Origin of the sequence: Pantoea sp. UBA4549, assembly GCF_002387285.1 — a bacterium.
Lineage (GTDB): Bacteria > Pseudomonadota > Gammaproteobacteria > Enterobacterales > Enterobacteriaceae > Pantoea > Pantoea borealis.
The window spans coordinates 293,055-308,125 of sequence record NZ_DGLH01000009.1; the positions used below are offsets into that span (position 1 = coordinate 293,055).

The following is a 15,071-nucleotide window of genomic DNA, read 5'->3' on the forward strand; positions in this document are numbered from 1 at the left end:
ATCTCATCCTCTCGCTGCCAGTGCAACCACGCGCTCATAAGCCTGCCCGCTGCGAATCGCGGCGATAGCCCGCTCCGCGTTGTCGCGCAAGTCTTCATGACCAAACACTTTTAGCAGCATCGCCACGTTGACGGCGACCGCCTGCTCATGCGCGGGCTCTCCTTTACCCTGAAGTAAACGGGTCAGAATGTCACGGTTTTCTTCCGGCGTGCCACCCGCCAGCGCCTCTTTGTCATGAATGCCAAAACCAAAGTCATCCGGCGTCAGCTGATAGCAGGTAATTTCTCCGTCACGCAGCTCTGCCACCTGTGTAGCGCTGTGCAGCGCGACCTCATCCATACCGCCGCCATGGACCACGGCGGCCCGCTGATAGCCGAGCACTTTCAGCGTTTGCGCGATGGGCAGCACCAGTTCCGGGCTGTATACCCCAATCACCGCCAGCGGCGGCCGCGCCGGGTTAATCAGCGGGCCGAGCACGTTGAACAGCGTGCGTGATTTCAGCTGCTGACGCACCGGCATCGCGTGACGGAAGCCGGTATGATACTGCGGTGCAAACAGGAAGCAGACATTAAGGTCATCCAGCGCCTGACGCGCCTGCTGCGCCGGCATATCCAGATTGATACCAAACGCGGCCAGCAGATCGGAGGAGCCAGATTTACTGGAGACGCTGCGGTTCCCATGCTTGGCAACTTTAAGACCGCAGGTCGCGGCAACAAACGCGCTGGCGGTTGATATATTAATGCTGTTACTGCCGTCGCCACCGGTGCCGACAATATCAGCAAACGCATAGTCAGGGCGCGGAAACGGTTTAGCATCAGCCAGCAGCGCCGACGCGGCACCGGCTATCTCCTGTGGCTGCTCGCCGCGCACTTTCATGGCAATCAGCGCCGCGGCGAGCTGAGTGGGCTCCAGCTGACCGGTGATAATGGCACTGAACAGCTGGTGGCTCTCCGCCTGACTCAGCGTTTGCGCCTGATACAGTTTTTCCAGAATAGTTTGCATCTTTATCTCCCTGTTACTGCGCCAGCGCCCAGGCCAGCGTCTGTTCAAGCAGCCGGGCGCCCTGGGTAGTGAGGATCGATTCAGGATGGAACTGAAAGCCGCAGACGCGATCGGCATCATGCCGCACGGCCATGACCATGCCGTTGTAGCTGGCATTAACCGTCAGCTCAGCGGGTGTATTACTTCCCACCAGCGAGTGATAGCGTGCCACCGGCAGCGGATTACTCAGGCCGCTGAACATTGCGCAACCGTCATGCTCAACCGCAGACGCTTTACCATGCAGAATCTCACCCGCCTGGCCTACGTGGCCACCGTACGCTTCGACGATAGCCTGATGACCCAGGCAGATACCGATAATCGGCAGCTGGCCGCGCAGCGCCTGCAACAGGGCAGGCATGCAGCCCGCATCAGCAGGGGCGCCAGGGCCTGGCGACAGCATCAGTACCGGATTTTCCATCTGCTGCAGCCGCGCAATCAGCGTTTCTGCCGGCACGTTGTTGCGGTAGATCACCACGTTGTGACCAAAACTGCGCAGCTGATCCACCAGGTTATAGGTAAACGAGTCGATATTATCGAGCAGCAGGATATCAGCCATCAGAACATCTCCTTGCAGTGGTGCGCAGTTGCGATAGCGCGCAGGACGGCGCGTGCTTTATTGCGGCTTTCATCCGCTTCAGCCTGCGGGATGGAATCCAGCACCACGCCGGCACCCGCCTGCACGGTAGCAATACCTTCTTCAACCCAGGCGGAACGGATCACGATGCAGGTATCGAGATCGCCGGTTGCGGTGAAGTAGCCCACGGCCCCGCCGTAGCTGCCGCGCCGCGTGCCCTCTTTTTCAGCAATCAGCTGCATGGCGCGTACTTTGGGTGCGCCGCTCAGCGTGCCCATATTCATACAGGCGCGGTAGGCATGCAGGACATCCAGATCGTCACGCAGCGTGCCCACCACGCGGGAGACCAGATGCATGACAAAAGAGTAGCGGTCAACTTTGGTCAGGTCGGCAACATAACGGCTACCTGGCTTACAGATACGGGCGAGATCGTTACGCGCCAGATCCACCAGCATCAGATGTTCGGCCAGCTCTTTGTGATCGGTGCGCATCTCCAGCTCAATACGGCTATCGAGATCGCGATCCAGCGAGCCGTCGGCATGGCGGCCGCGCGGACGGGTGCCGGCAATCGGGTAGATCTCAATCTGGCGCGACTGTGCGTCATACTTCAGCGAACTTTCTGGTGAGGCACCGAACAGGGCAAAATCCCGATCCTGCATAAAGAACATATAGGGGCTGGGATTGCTGTTCTTCAGCGTCTCATAAGCCGCGAGCGGTGACGGGCAGGGCAGTGAGAAGCGGCGCGACGGCACGACCTGGAAAATTTCGCCAATGCGGATGGCCTGCTGCAGCGAGGCCACCACGTCACAGTAAGCGTCATCGCTCTGGCTGGTACTGAGCGTCATCTGTTCAACGCGCTGCACCGGCAGGGCGGGCGCTGGCTGTGTCATCTGCCCGTGCAGCTGCTCAATACGACTCTGCAGACGCTGAAACTCACTGGTTGAAGGCGCAAACAGGCTTGCCTGCAGGCGGGCTGACCTCTGCTGATGATCAATAATCAGCAGCGTTTCAGCCAGATAGAAGCAGTAATCGGGGCAGCGCTGCTCATTACGCAGCGCCGGCAGGTCTTCAAAGCCGGCGACCAGGTCGTAAGCAAACAGCCCGCCCAGCAGCATCGCTTCACGTTCATCAGCAGGTGTGTTGACCAGTTGCGGAATCAGACGCAGCGCATCAAACACTGAAAAGGCTTTCAGCCGCGAGTCTTCATCCTGTACATCATTCGCGGTGGCAAAATGCAGCTCACGTCCATCCGGACGAACCTCAATGTTTACGCTCTCAGGCAGAGCGGCATCCAGCAGCGGCAGCAGGGCGCGGCCATTTTCAGAGAGCGCCTGCAGGGTCACGGTATGGCCCAGGGCGCTGATGCGAAGTGCGCTGTCAACAATCAGCAGGCTTTTCAGATTTTTTTTGCTGTCAATGTCCGCAGACTCCAGTAGCAGAGTCGCCGGGCGTGCGCCGCACAGTTGATGAAACACCGCGGCCGGATCTTCGCGATAAGGTGCGTTTCCGGTAATCAACTTCAATGTAGGTTTCGCATTTGCCATGATAATTTCTCTGAAATTCGCTCAAAAAAAAGCCCGCATGGTGGCGGGCTCAGGTATCTGCACAGCGATCAGGCTTGTGCACAATAACGCCACCCGTTACAGGAAGACGTACGCCAGCTGTCTGTTAACCGCACTATTGCCTGACTCATGACAGATACCTGTTGTGTGTGAACTTGTGTACTAGTTAACTGGTTCGGGCGAAAAATGTCAATACCCTTTCTCAGTTAACAACAAAATCGCTATCATGCCCGCTGATTTTTAGTCGTACTCCGGAGTTACCTTGTCTGATATCAGCCGTTTCCCTCTTTACGATCTCCACAGTCATACCCGCGCCTCCGATGGATTGCTGACGCCAGCAGCCCTGGTCCAGCGCGCGGCTGAGAAGCAAATTGGCGTGCTGGCCATTACCGATCACGATACGGTCGCAGGCGTTGCTGAGGCGCAGGCGTTTGCACAGGAGCAGAAACTGCCGATAAAAGTGCTGGCCGGGCTGGAAGCGTCCACCCTGTGGGAAAATCACGAGATTCATATCGTGGGCCTGAACATCGATTGCGATCACCCGGCACTGCAGGGCTTTCTGATAGAGCAGCATCAGTGCCGTTACGCGCGTGCGCTGCAGATTGCTGAACGGCTGGAGCGGGCGCGGATCCCCGACGCACTGGCAGGCGCACAGCGGCTGGCACAGGGGGGCGTCATCACGCGCGGTCACTTCGCCCGTTATCTGATTGAACAGGGTAAAGCTGAGAATATGGCGCAGGTATTCAAACACTATCTGGCGCGTGGCAAAACCGGCTACGTGCCGCCACAATGGTGTACAATTGAACAAGCTATTGAAGCCATTCATCATTCCGGCGGCGTAGCGGTGCTGGCGCATCCGGGTCGCTACGGCCTGTCGGCAAAATGGCTGAAGCGGCTGATTGCCTTTTTCGCACAAGCGGGGGGCGACGCCATTGAGGTGGCACAGTGTCAGCAGCCGCCGAACGAGCGCACCCAGCTGGCAGGCTATGCGCGCGATAATCAACTGGCTGCATCACAGGGTTCCGATTTTCACCAACCCTGTCCCTGGATCGAGCTGGGGCGTAAACTCTGGCTGCCGGGTGGCGTTGAACCAGTGTGGGAGCGCTTTCCTGCTCTGGCCCCTGCTTTAACTGCCTGAGACAGATGACAAGAGGTTTTTATGAGTCAACGTTTTCACATTCATCCTGATAACCCGCAGCCGCGCCTGATCAATCAGGCGGTGGATTATCTCAATAAAGGCAGCGTCATTGTCTATCCCACCGACTCCGGCTATGCGCTGGGGTGCCGGCTGGAAGAGAAAAACGCGATGGAACGTATCTGCCGGATCCGGCAACTGGATGGCAATCACAACTTTACGCTGATGTGTCGCGACCTCTCAGAGCTTTCGGTTTACTCTCAGGTCGACAACACAGCTTTTCGTATTCTGAAAAACAACACGCCGGGTAATTACACTTTTATTCTCAAAGCGACAAAAGAAGTGCCGCGGCGCCTGATGAATGACAAACGGAAAACCATCGGGCTGCGCGTGCCGTCTAATCCGGTTGCGCTGGCGCTGCTTGAGCGACTGAATGAGCCGATGATGTCTACTTCACTGATGTTGCCCGGTAATGACTTTACGGAATCCGATCCGGAAGAGATCCAGCACAGCATCGGCAAACTGGTCGATCTCATCCTTGATGGCGGCACACTGGGACAGCAACCTACTACGGTTGTTGATCTGACGGACGACACGCCGGTAGTGGTTCGCGCAGGTGCCGGAGATACGCGGCCGTTTAGTTAACGGGCAGGCTGTGCCAGGCGCCGTTACGTGATCGGCGCCTGGCTGAGATTACGATCCAGCCAGCGCTTAAAGTCGCCATAGGGTATATAGAGCGACACATCTTTAAGAATGACTTTTTTACTGCGTCTGTTAGCAATTTCATGGCTGTACCCCACGATCACGCCGGCAATAGTTTCATCATTATTATATACCGCACCGCCTGACATTCCCTGCGTCACTCCTGCATTCGAGGCCATTGCCATGCAGGGTTTTTTATTCCATCGATTAATGATAGCCGTGCGTGCTAAATTAACGCCGCTCGATTCAACCGGCATGGCAGAAATAAAACTATAGCCATACATTTTAATCGCTTCTCCGGGCGCGCTGGTGCGAAACCTGGCCAGCGTATCAGGATTATTTTTGTGATAAATAATCGCGACGTCGCAATAAGGATGATAGGCCTTAACGCGCTGCACAGAAGTTTTAGCAACGTGCGCCGCTGTCAGGCTGTACTCAGGTGTAAGGGGAATGGTTGTACCGAGAACACCTAAACCCAGCACTGTCGGCACTCCTGTCACGCTCATATCAACATGCTCAAGCGCCGCTTTGCTGTATTCAGTCTGTCCAACGGAACAACCGGTCAACGCCAGCGCGAGCAGCGCCGGACACAGTACGGTTATTTTCATTGTTACGATCTTCTTTAATGCGTGTCATAAACATCCCTGGTGAGGAGAGCAGACACGCTAATGACTTTATGATGTCAGCATATACGGGCATATAAAATGGAGCATTGTCCATTCAAACACCCATTATGAAGACTTACGTTAATATTTTGTTATAAATTAGTTCGGGCTTAATTAATAATTTTTGGTGAACGTAAATTTAACCTGCTGATTTATTCTACACCGCTTTTATTTATGTACAAATTCAGTGCGCTAATAAATGGTAATAAAACAGAATATAGAGCCTTAAACCAACCTGTAGCGTGAATTATGCGCGCAACCCAGACAGGTGGAGACGAAATCTCGTTTTAAGTGAAATGGGCGGGCAATTGTAGCTTTCTGATAATAGAAGGCAGAATTTTACCGGAGTGTTGGGGTCTGAACCGATCTGTTTTATCCCGCGGTTAAAAAAAAATGCTCAAATCAGGGGGCGGGCATAAATATGATGAGCGTTTTGTCACAGCCAGGTCATTGACCTGGTTGCAAATAGGATATTGTCAGGGATAAACACGCGTAACGGCGTGCATGCAAAAGAGGCAGAGTCAGAGAACACCGGCCGATCGCCAGCCAGCTATTATCGGCAGCGAAGTTAAAGGTGTTAACAAAACCTTAGCTGGTGTAAAATCGCAGGCCGTTTGCATCCGGTCTGATTGATGCGCAACGTTAACAGTTTCTGACAGAGGACGTGGTAATCCCGCTGTCATACCCATTCTTACCACGACGCCTGGGAAGGCGACAACGAGGCAGCTCCATGAGCGAAAAATTACAGAAAGTATTAGCGCGTGCCGGTCACGGCTCGCGCCGCGAAATCGAAACGATGATTTCCGCCGGACGCGTCAGCGTAGATGGCAAACTGGCCACGCTGGGCGATCGCATTGAAAATGACAAAAGCCTGAAAATCCGTATTGATGGTCACCTGGTCTCTATTGCCGAGTCCACTACGGAAGTGTGCCGTGTGCTGGCCTATTACAAGCCGGAAGGGGAGCTCTGCACCCGTAACGATCCGGAAGGGCGCCCGACCGTGTTTGACCGTCTGCCGCGCCTGCGCGGATCGCGCTGGGTGGCAGTCGGTCGCCTGGATGTTAACACCTGCGGTCTGCTGCTGTTCACAACGGATGGTGAACTGGCTAACCGTCTGATGCATCCAAGTCGCGAAGTTGAACGTGAATATGCGGTGCGCGTTTTTGGCGAAGTAGGTGACGACAAAGTGCGTCTGCTGAGCAAAGGCGTGCAGCTGGAAGATGGTCCGGCGGCCTTTAAAACCATTAAGTTTGCTGGCGGTGAAGGGATTAACCAGTGGTACAACGTTACCCTTACAGAAGGACGTAATCGCGAAGTGCGTCGTTTGTGGGAAGCGGTCGGCGTTCAGGTTAGCCGCCTGATGCGCGTACGTTATGGCGACATTCAGCTGCCAAAAGGCCTGCCACGCGGCGGCTGGATGGAGATGGAGCTGCCTGCGGTAAACTATCTGCGTAAGCTGGTGGGAATGCCGGAAGAGACCGTCACTAAAGTTGCCGTTGAGAAAGATCGTCGTCGCACAAAAGCGAACCAGATCCGCCGCGCAGTGAAGCGTCACAGCAGCGCCGGCAACACCAATCAGCGCCGCAGCAGCAGCAAACGCGGCGCCTGATGTCTGTGTGCCGCTGCTCTGGCAGCGGCTACCAGTCAATTCCCTGTTGCGCCTGGATGCCGGCATCAAAGGCATGTTTCACCGGGCGCATCTCAGTAACGGTATCTGCCAGCTCCAGCAAGCGCCGGTGACAGCCGCGTCCGGTAATAATCACGCTTTGCGACCGCGGGCGCTGTTGCAGAGCGGTAATCAGCGCCTCCAGCTCCAGATAATCCATGCTCACCATATAGGTTATTTCATCGAGGATCACCAGGTCGATGTGGCTATCAGCCAGCATGTGTTGTGCCTGCTGCCAGACCTGCTGACAGGCGATCGTATCCGTGCTGCGGCTCTGTGTCTCCCAGGTAAATCCGGTGGCCATGACCTGAAATTCCACGCCGTGCTGTTCCAGTAAATTACGCTCGCCGTTGGGCCACTCGCCTTTGATAAACTGTACCACCGCCACTTTTTTACCGTGGCCGCAGGCGCGCAGCGCCGTACCAAACGCCGCCGTGGTTTTTCCCTTACCGTTACCGGTAAACACCATGACAATACCGCGATTTTCAGTCGCAGCGGCAATGCGTGCATCCACCTGTTCTTTCAGACGCTGCTGACGTTGCTGATGACGATCGCTCATGCGCTGGCCGGGCCCGCTTTGCGTCCGGGCTGGGCATCGAAGCTCATACCTGTTTTACGCCGGCTATCATCACCCATCAGGTAGAGATAAAGCGGCATTAGATCGGCAGGGGTTTTCAGCAGATTTGCATCCTCCTCCGGAAACGCGCTGGCACGCATTTTTGTACGCGTACCGCCAGGATTGATGCAGTTTACGCGCAAAGTATGATTTTTATACTCATCGGCGAGCACCTGCATCATGCCTTCAGTGGCAAATTTAGAGACGGCATAGGCACCCCAGCCGGCGCGCCCGGTACGGCCTACGCTGGACGTGGTGAATACCAGCGATCCCGCCTCTGATTTCAGCAGCAGCGGTAAGAGAGCCTGCGTCAGATAAAAGGTGGCATCAAGGTTAATCTGCATCACATCGCGCCAGATTGCCGGGTCAAGCCCGGCCAGCGGGACGATGTCACCCAGAATCCCGGCGTTATGCAGTACGCCATCCAGGCGCGGTACGTTTTCAGCAATCTGCGCGGCCAGCTGCAGGCATGATTCAGGCGTGGCGGTAGCGAGATCCAGCAGCAGTGAGCTGGCGGGCTGCTTGTTAAGCTGGTTAATCGCTGCTTCTGTCTGCTGCAGAGTAACGGGGTTACGTCCAAGCAGAATAACGCGGGCACCATAGCGCGCATAAGTCAGCGCCGCTTCACGGCCAATCCCGTCTGATGCGCCGGTGACCAGAATAATGTGGTTTTCGAGTAGATCGCTTTTAGGCTGATAGTGCACAGCAATCTCCTTTTATCAGTAGCAGGGTTTCTGGCTTTATGCCTGAATTCGCCTGCCGGTGCAATGCTCCGGAGGAGCATTCTGTGCCGCCTGCGGGCTTTTCAGGCGACGAACCGGCTTAAAGCAGTTACACTCAGCTGTTAATTGTAATTCACTGTTTAATAAGGCGGCAGAATGGATTTTTTCTCCAGCTATGGGCTATTTCTGGCCAAGGCTGTCACGGTAGTGATCGCCATTGCGGCCGTAGTGTTTATCATACTGAATGCTGCGCTGCGCAAACGTCATCATGCAGGACAGCTGCAGGTAACGCATCTGGATGATGAGTATCGTCAGATGAAAGAGGATCTGCAGCTGGCTAAAATGAAGCCACAGGTACAAAAAGTCTGGCTGAAACAGCATAAAAAAGAAGAGAAGCTGAAAGCGAAGACAGAGAAGCGCAACGCGAAAAACGGCGTCACGGAAACCGCAAAGCCGGTACTGTATGTGCTTGGCTTTAAAGGCAGCATGGACGCGGGTGAAGTTGCCTCGCTGCGTGAAGAAGTGTCAGCTGTGCTGGCCGTAGCGCAGCCGGGCGATGAAGTGCTGCTGCGGCTTGAAAGCCCGGGCGGGGTTGTGCATGGTTACGGTCTGGCAGCGTCGCAGCTGCAGCGCCTGCGCGACGCGGGTCTGCGCCTGACCGCCGCGGTAGATAAGGTGGCCGCCAGTGGCGGATATATGATGGCCTGTGTGGCAGATCGCATTGTCGCTGCGCCGTTTTCCATTATCGGTTCAATCGGCGTTGTGGCGCAGATCCCCAACTTTAACCGGCTGCTGAAGCGCAATGATATTGATGTGGAACTGCACACTGCAGGCCAGTACAAACGCACCCTGACGCTGTTTGGTGAAAACACCGAAGAGGGACGGGAGAAGTTTCAGCACGATCTTGATGAAACACATCAGCTGTTTAAAGGCTTTGTGCAGCAGATGCGTCCGTCACTGGATATGAACCTGGTGGCGACCGGCGAACACTGGTATGGACAGCAGGCGCTTGAGCTGGGCCTGATTGATGAAATCGGCACCAGCGACGCGTTGATCATCCGGCATATGGAGCGCTTCACCGTACTGGGCGTACAGTATGCTCGCAAGAAAAAGATGATGGATCGTTTTACCGGCAGCGCCAGCCTGGCGGCGGAACGGCTATTGCTGAAACTCTGGCAGCGCGGCGAAAAGCCTCTGCTGTAACAGCTACCCGGCTTCGGCCGGGTTTTTTATGCTTAGCGCTTGCAGGGCCTGACAGGCGCGCCGGATCTGTCCGGACAAAAGCCGCCGTATCCGGTTACGCTGCGTGATAAAAGTCACGGCGCAACTTGCTGATAGAGTGACGCAACATTTATCTCAGCCGGTTGTGAAATGAATTCCATTTTTGTTGAGATTTATCCAACTTTTTTTGACAGTGCATTTTCTCCTTCTATATTACCTCCCATTCTGCCGCTGCTTATCCGCGCGCCCTGCTGCAACTGGCGCAAAATTAAACAGAGTGCTATTTAAGTTGCGTATCAGATTTTATCAGGTAGAGTGTGGGCGATTCAGCTTTCAGGGAGTTCACACCAGGATGTGTGATGATGTCAGACGGAAAAAGTGTAGTTAATCATGAGGTTGCGCACACCGTTTTAAACTGAATAGTGGTCAGTCCCCGCCAGCTTGAAAAATAGAGTGCTGGCAGCAATATTAAACCCACTGGGTTTTGGGGCATTAATCCTCTCCCGTTTATCAGGACGTTTTAATCAGGTAAAGGTACATATGGGTAAAGCACTCGTTATCGTTGAGTCCCCGGCAAAGGCCAAAACAATCAATAAATACCTCGGTAATGACTACGTGGTGAAATCCAGTGTCGGTCATATCCGCGATTTGCCGACCAGTGGTTCAACGACCCGTAAAAGTACTGACGGTGAGAAGGCAAAAACCGGTAAAAAAGTAAAAAAAGATGAAAAGGCGGCGCTGGTCAACCGAATGGGTGTTGATCCGTGGCACGGCTGGGAAGCTGATTATCAAATCCTGCCGGGCAAAGAGAAAGTTGTCTCTGAACTCAAAAGCCTGGCTGCTGATGCCGATCATATCTATCTCGCAACCGACCTTGACCGCGAAGGGGAAGCCATCGCCTGGCATCTGCGTGAAGTCATTGGCGGCGACGACAAGCGTTTCAGCCGGGTGGTGTTTAATGAAATCACCAAAAATGCGATTCGGCAGGCGTTTGAAAAGCCGGGCGAACTGAATATTGAGCGGGTCAATGCCCAGCAGGCGCGTCGTTTTATGGATCGCGTTGTGGGGTATATGGTGTCGCCTCTGCTGTGGAAAAAGATCGCCCGTGGTCTCTCTGCCGGACGCGTTCAGTCAGTAGCGGTTCGCCTGGTTGTTGAGCGCGAGCGCGAAATTAAAGCGTTTGTGCCGGAAGAGTACTGGGAGATCAACGCCGATTTTGCTACGCCAAAAGGTGATGCGCTGGCGATGCAGGTGACGCATCAGAGTGACAAAGCGTTTCGTCCGGTTAACCGCGAGCAGACGCACGCAGCGGTCGCGATACTGGAAAAAGCGCGTTATGAAGTGCTGGATCGCGAAGACAAACCGACCAGCAGTAAACCTTCTGCACCATTTATTACCTCAACGCTGCAGCAGGCTGCGAGCACACGCCTTGGATTTGGTGTGAAGAAAACCATGATGATGGCGCAGCGGCTGTATGAAGCGGGTCACATCACCTACATGCGTACTGACTCCACGAATCTGAGTCAGGATGCGGTGGCAATGGCGCGCGACTATGTCGCCAGTGAGTTCGGCAAAAAATACCTGCCGGATGCGCCGGTGACTTACACCAGCAAAGATAATTCGCAGGAAGCGCACGAAGCGATCCGTCCGTCAGATGTCAACGTCAGCGCTGAGCAGCTGAAAGATATGGAAGCGGATGCGCAAAAGCTTTATCAGCTCATCTGGCGCCAGTTTGTGGCGTGCCAGATGGTTCCGGCTAAATATGACTCCACCACGCTTACCGTAGGGGCAGCTGAATTCAGGCTCAAGGCAAAAGGCCGCACGCTGCGTTTTGATGGCTGGACGCGCGTTATGCCGGCGCTGCGTAAAAACGATGAAGACAGAACACTGCCACCCGTAGCGGTAGGGGAAATTATTGATTTAACCGCACTGCAGCCGAGCCAGCACTTCACCAAGCCTCCGGCGCGATTCAGCGAAGCTTCGCTGGTGCGCGAGCTGGAGAAACGCGGTATTGGTCGTCCGTCAACCTACGCGTCTATTATTTCCACTATTCAGGATCGTGGCTATGTGCGCGTTGAAAACCGCCGTTTCTACGCTGAGAAGATGGGCGAAATCGTCACCGATCGGCTGGAAGAGAATTTCCGCGAGCTGATGAATTACGACTTTACCGCGCATATGGAAAATAGCCTCGATCAGGTGGCTAACAATCAGGCGCAGTGGAAAGGCGTACTCGACTCCTTCTTCAGTGATTTCAGCCAGCAGCTTGAGCAGGCTGAAAAAGATCCGGAAGAGGGCGGCATGCAGCCGAATCAGATGGTGCTGACATCAATCGACTGCCCGACCTGTGGTCGTAAGATGGGCATTCGTACGGCCAGCACTGGCGTATTCCTCGGCTGTTCGGGATACGCCCTGCCGCCAAAAGAGCGCTGCAAGCAAACTATCAATCTGATCCCGGAAAATGAAGTACTGAACGTACTGGAGGGTGACGACGCTGAAACCAACGCGTTACGTGCCCGCCGCCGCTGCGTTAAGTGCGGCACTGCAATGGATAGCTATCTGATTGATAACAGCCGCAAGCTTCACGTCTGTGGTAATAATCCAGAGTGCGATGGTTATGAAATTGAGCAGGGCGAGTTCCGCATTAAGGGGTATGACGGCCCTATCGTAGAGTGCGAGAAGTGCGGGTCGGAGATGCACCTGAAGATGGGACGCTTTGGTAAATACATGGCGTGCACCAACGAAGAGTGTAAAAACACCCGTAAGATCCTGCGCAACGGCGAAGTTGCGCCGCCGAAAGAGGATCCGGTGCCGCTGCCTGAGCTTCCCTGTGAAAAATCAGATGCCTATTTTGTGCTGCGTGACGGCGCGGCTGGCGTATTCCTTGCGGCCAACACCTTCCCGAAATCGCGTGAGACCCGGGCACCGCTGGTGGAAGAGCTGAAGCGCTTTGCTGACCGTCTGCCGGAAAAGCTTAAATATCTGGCCGAGGCGCCAGCAGCCGATCCGGAAGGAAATAAAACCCTGGTACGTTTTAGCCGTAAGACAAAACAGCAGTACGTTTCGTCTGAAAAAGAGGGTAAAGCGACTGGCTGGTCGATGTTCTATATTGACGGCAAATGGCAGGAAGCGAAAAAATAACTCTCCGGGGCTGGCATCTGTCAGCCCCGTTTACTTTCCCCGCCTTATAACCTAACGTTCTTTATTTCCTTAAAAACTGATATAGTTGTTATAGTTTTTCTATTCTCCATTCGCTCTGTTCCTCACATCTGCATCAAGGGCGGCTGCCGTAAAGCACGTTAGTCGCTAACGGGAAGATATAACTATGAAACTGCAGCAGTTGCGCTATATCGTGGAAGTGGTCAATCACAATCTCAACGTCTCATCGACCGCTGAAGGACTCTATACCTCACAGCCTGGTATCAGTAAGCAGGTCCGTATGCTTGAAGATGAGCTGGGGGTGCAGATATTTGCCCGCAGCGGCAAGCATCTGACTCAGGTCACACCGGCTGGCGAAGAGATTATCCGTATAGCACGTGAAGTATTATCAAAAGTCGACGCGATTAAATCCGTAGCGGGTGAACATACCTGGCCTGATAAGGGATCTCTTTATGTCGCGACCACGCACACGCAGGCACGCTATGCGTTGCCGGGCGTAATCAAGGGGTTTATAGAGCGCTATCCCCGCGTGTCGCTGCATATGCATCAGGGCTCGCCTACACAGATTGCTGAGGCAGTGTCGAAGGGCAATGCTGATTTTGCGATTGCGACTGAAGCCCTGCATCTCTATGACGATTTAATCATGCTGCCCTGTTACCACTGGAATCGCGCGATTGTAGTCACACCCGATCACCCGCTGGCAGGCAAAGACAATGTGACGATAGAGGAACTGGCCGACTTTCCGCTGGTGACCTATACCTTCGGGTTTACCGGACGTTCTGAGCTTGATACTGCATTTAATCGTGCAGGGCTTACACCGCGGATCGTGTTCACCGCAACCGATGCAGACGTTATTAAAACTTATGTGCGGCTTGGCTTAGGCGTGGGTGTGATCGCCAGTATGGCGGTTGACCCTGTAGCCGATCCGGATCTGGTTCGTATAGAAGCTTCAGAGATTTTCACCAATAGTACAACGAAAATTGGCTTCCGCCGCAGTACCTTCCTCCGCAGCTATATGTATGATTTTATTCAGCGTTTTGCGCCACATCTTACGCGTGATGTGGTAGACACCGCCGTTGCTCTGCGTTCCAACGACGACATCGAAGCGATGTTTCGCGATATCAAACTCCCTTTCAAATAATTTGCTAAATCATGAATTTACCGGGGTGTCCAGTGGGCACCTTCAGGTTTCCTCCCCGCTTAGCGCCATCAGTAGTTCAACAAAAGCTGACATTTTTCTGTAAATAAAACATGCATCACAGGTTTTTTCATTGTTATTAATTAATTGAGAAACAGTACACATTTTTTGGCTCACTACTTTGCACACTGCCAGGATTATTCCCATACTCCAGTTAACACCTGATGAAGAAGGGCTTTAATACTGAGTTCTTTTATTTAACTCAAATTTAAACTGGTACTAATTGTTGTTTAACCCAAATTGGTTTTGCTCTTTTTTTATTAGTTATGCGGTCTGTGTTTCAATAAGGCTAATCAGTTTTCGCAGCTTTGATTAATAGCGTTAATCGTTGTGCTCAATAAAAATAACTGGATTTTTGGACTTAAGAAGTTTAGGATTCATCCTAAATCTTAATCGTTGTTATCAATCGTTTTGTTGAGAGTGATTATCAAAAACTATGGCTACGAGAATAACTGTACAACCCGACTTCCGGGCAAAGAGCACCAAGGTTCAGCGTACCGGTAACACCCGTCGCAAGGCCTGGTTGGCTGTCTTCGCTGCTTCAGCACTGTTCTGGGTAGTGGTGGCATTAACGATTTGGCGTTTATGGGGCTAAGCCATGTGGGCAAACTCACTCAGTCGTAAATATCCGGTAACTGCACGGCAGCCAAATACACCTGCGTGCAAAGCAAAAGAAGCTCCTGCTGCTGAGCAGTCTGTAGCGATTCCTGCTTCCTGGGATCTGAGTGACAAGCAGCGCAGCTTTATCGAATCCTTTATGGATCCAAAACTCAAATAAGTGTTGTTGTACGAACGTTTAGCATCTGATATTGC

General features: G+C 53.6%; 11 protein-coding genes and 1 pseudogene. 7 read left to right on the forward strand and 5 right to left on the reverse strand.

Annotation, left to right across the window (positions count from 1 at the left end; all coding sequences use genetic code 11):
• Positions 1-3: 3 nt before the first annotated feature.
• Positions 4-1,597, reverse strand: a pseudogene (gene trpD / locus B3041_RS08125) (bifunctional anthranilate synthase glutamate amidotransferase component TrpG/anthranilate phosphoribosyltransferase TrpD).
• Positions 1,597-3,159, reverse strand: coding sequence for an anthranilate synthase component 1 (locus tag B3041_RS08130; RefSeq protein WP_065649260.1), 1,563 nt, complete (start codon positions 3,157-3,159; stop codon positions 1,597-1,599). The pseudogene trpD and the gene B3041_RS08130 overlap by 1 nt, the downstream one beginning before the upstream one ends.
• 280 nt (positions 3,160-3,439) lie before the next feature.
• Between B3041_RS08130 and rnm the strand changes: the two genes are divergently transcribed.
• Entirely contained in the window at positions 3,440-4,315 is an 876-nt protein-coding gene (gene rnm, locus B3041_RS08135; RefSeq protein WP_065649261.1) for an RNase RNM, read from the forward strand.
• 21 nt (positions 4,316-4,336) lie between these two features.
• A complete protein-coding gene (locus B3041_RS08140; protein ID WP_065649262.1) occupies positions 4,337-4,957 on the forward strand; it encodes an L-threonylcarbamoyladenylate synthase in 621 nt (206 codons plus the stop codon).
• Between the two features lie 23 nt (positions 4,958-4,980).
• On the opposite strand, the gene B3041_RS08145 is transcribed toward B3041_RS08140, so the two are convergent.
• Positions 4,981-5,622 carry a hypothetical protein gene (locus B3041_RS08145; RefSeq protein WP_065649263.1) on the reverse strand — a complete coding sequence of 214 codons (642 nt, stop codon included), beginning with the start codon at positions 5,620-5,622 and terminating at the stop codon, positions 4,981-4,983.
• A gap of 787 nt (positions 5,623-6,409) precedes the next feature.
• Between B3041_RS08145 and rluB the strand changes: the two genes are divergently transcribed.
• Positions 6,410-7,288: a 23S rRNA pseudouridine(2605) synthase RluB gene (gene rluB, locus B3041_RS08150; RefSeq protein ID WP_065649264.1), complete on the forward strand. Its 879-nt coding sequence runs from the start codon at positions 6,410-6,412 to the stop codon at positions 7,286-7,288.
• Between the two features lie 28 nt (positions 7,289-7,316).
• Here the strand turns inward: rluB and cobO are convergent, their stop codons facing one another.
• Positions 7,317-7,904, reverse strand: a complete 588-nt coding sequence (gene cobO, locus B3041_RS08155) for a cob(I)yrinic acid a,c-diamide adenosyltransferase (RefSeq protein WP_065649265.1) — start codon at positions 7,902-7,904, stop codon at positions 7,317-7,319.
• Positions 7,901-8,665, reverse strand: a complete 765-nt coding sequence (locus B3041_RS08160) for a YciK family oxidoreductase (RefSeq protein WP_065649266.1) — start codon at positions 8,663-8,665, stop codon at positions 7,901-7,903. Before B3041_RS08160 ends, cobO begins: the two co-directional genes overlap by 4 nt.
• Before the next feature lie 174 nt (positions 8,666-8,839).
• Between B3041_RS08160 and sohB the strand changes: the two genes are divergently transcribed.
• The 4 genes from sohB to B3041_RS08180 all read left to right on the forward strand — a co-directional run bounded on the left by sohB (position 8,840) and on the right by B3041_RS08180 (position 14,853).
• Positions 8,840-9,886, forward strand: coding sequence for a protease SohB (gene sohB, locus B3041_RS08165; protein WP_292971274.1), 1,047 nt, complete (start codon positions 8,840-8,842; stop codon positions 9,884-9,886).
• Between the two features lie 558 nt (positions 9,887-10,444).
• Entirely contained in the window at positions 10,445-13,042 is a 2,598-nt protein-coding gene (gene topA, locus B3041_RS08170; protein WP_292971277.1) for a type I DNA topoisomerase, read from the forward strand.
• A gap of 184 nt (positions 13,043-13,226) precedes the next feature.
• Positions 13,227-14,201, forward strand: coding sequence for an HTH-type transcriptional regulator CysB (gene cysB, locus B3041_RS08175; protein WP_039384577.1), 975 nt, complete (start codon positions 13,227-13,229; stop codon positions 14,199-14,201).
• Positions 14,202-14,694: 493 nt separating this feature from the next.
• The gene (locus B3041_RS08180; protein ID WP_075050740.1) at positions 14,695-14,853 is read left to right on the forward strand and encodes a YmiA family putative membrane protein; all 159 of its coding nucleotides are present in this window, start codon (positions 14,695-14,697) and stop codon (positions 14,851-14,853) included.
• Positions 14,854-15,071: the final 218 nt, after the last annotated feature.

Coding starts and splice junctions, on each gene's coding strand:
- B3041_RS08130 (WP_065649260.1), bottom strand. CDS start 3,159: ATGGCAAATGCGAAACCTACATTGAAGTTGATTACCGGAAACGCACCT.
- B3041_RS08140 (WP_065649262.1), top strand. CDS start 4,337: ATGAGTCAACGTTTTCACATTCATCCTGATAACCCGCAGCCGCGCCTG.
- B3041_RS08145 (WP_065649263.1), bottom strand. CDS start 5,622: ATGAAAATAACCGTACTGTGTCCGGCGCTGCTCGCGCTGGCGTTGACC.
- rluB (WP_065649264.1), top strand. CDS start 6,410: ATGAGCGAAAAATTACAGAAAGTATTAGCGCGTGCCGGTCACGGCTCG.
- cobO (WP_065649265.1), bottom strand. CDS start 7,904: ATGAGCGATCGTCATCAGCAACGTCAGCAGCGTCTGAAAGAACAGGTG.
- sohB (WP_292971274.1), top strand. CDS start 8,840: ATGGATTTTTTCTCCAGCTATGGGCTATTTCTGGCCAAGGCTGTCACG.
- topA (WP_292971277.1), top strand. CDS start 10,445: ATGGGTAAAGCACTCGTTATCGTTGAGTCCCCGGCAAAGGCCAAAACA.
- cysB (WP_039384577.1), top strand. CDS start 13,227: ATGAAACTGCAGCAGTTGCGCTATATCGTGGAAGTGGTCAATCACAAT.
- B3041_RS08180 (WP_075050740.1), top strand. CDS start 14,695: ATGGCTACGAGAATAACTGTACAACCCGACTTCCGGGCAAAGAGCACC.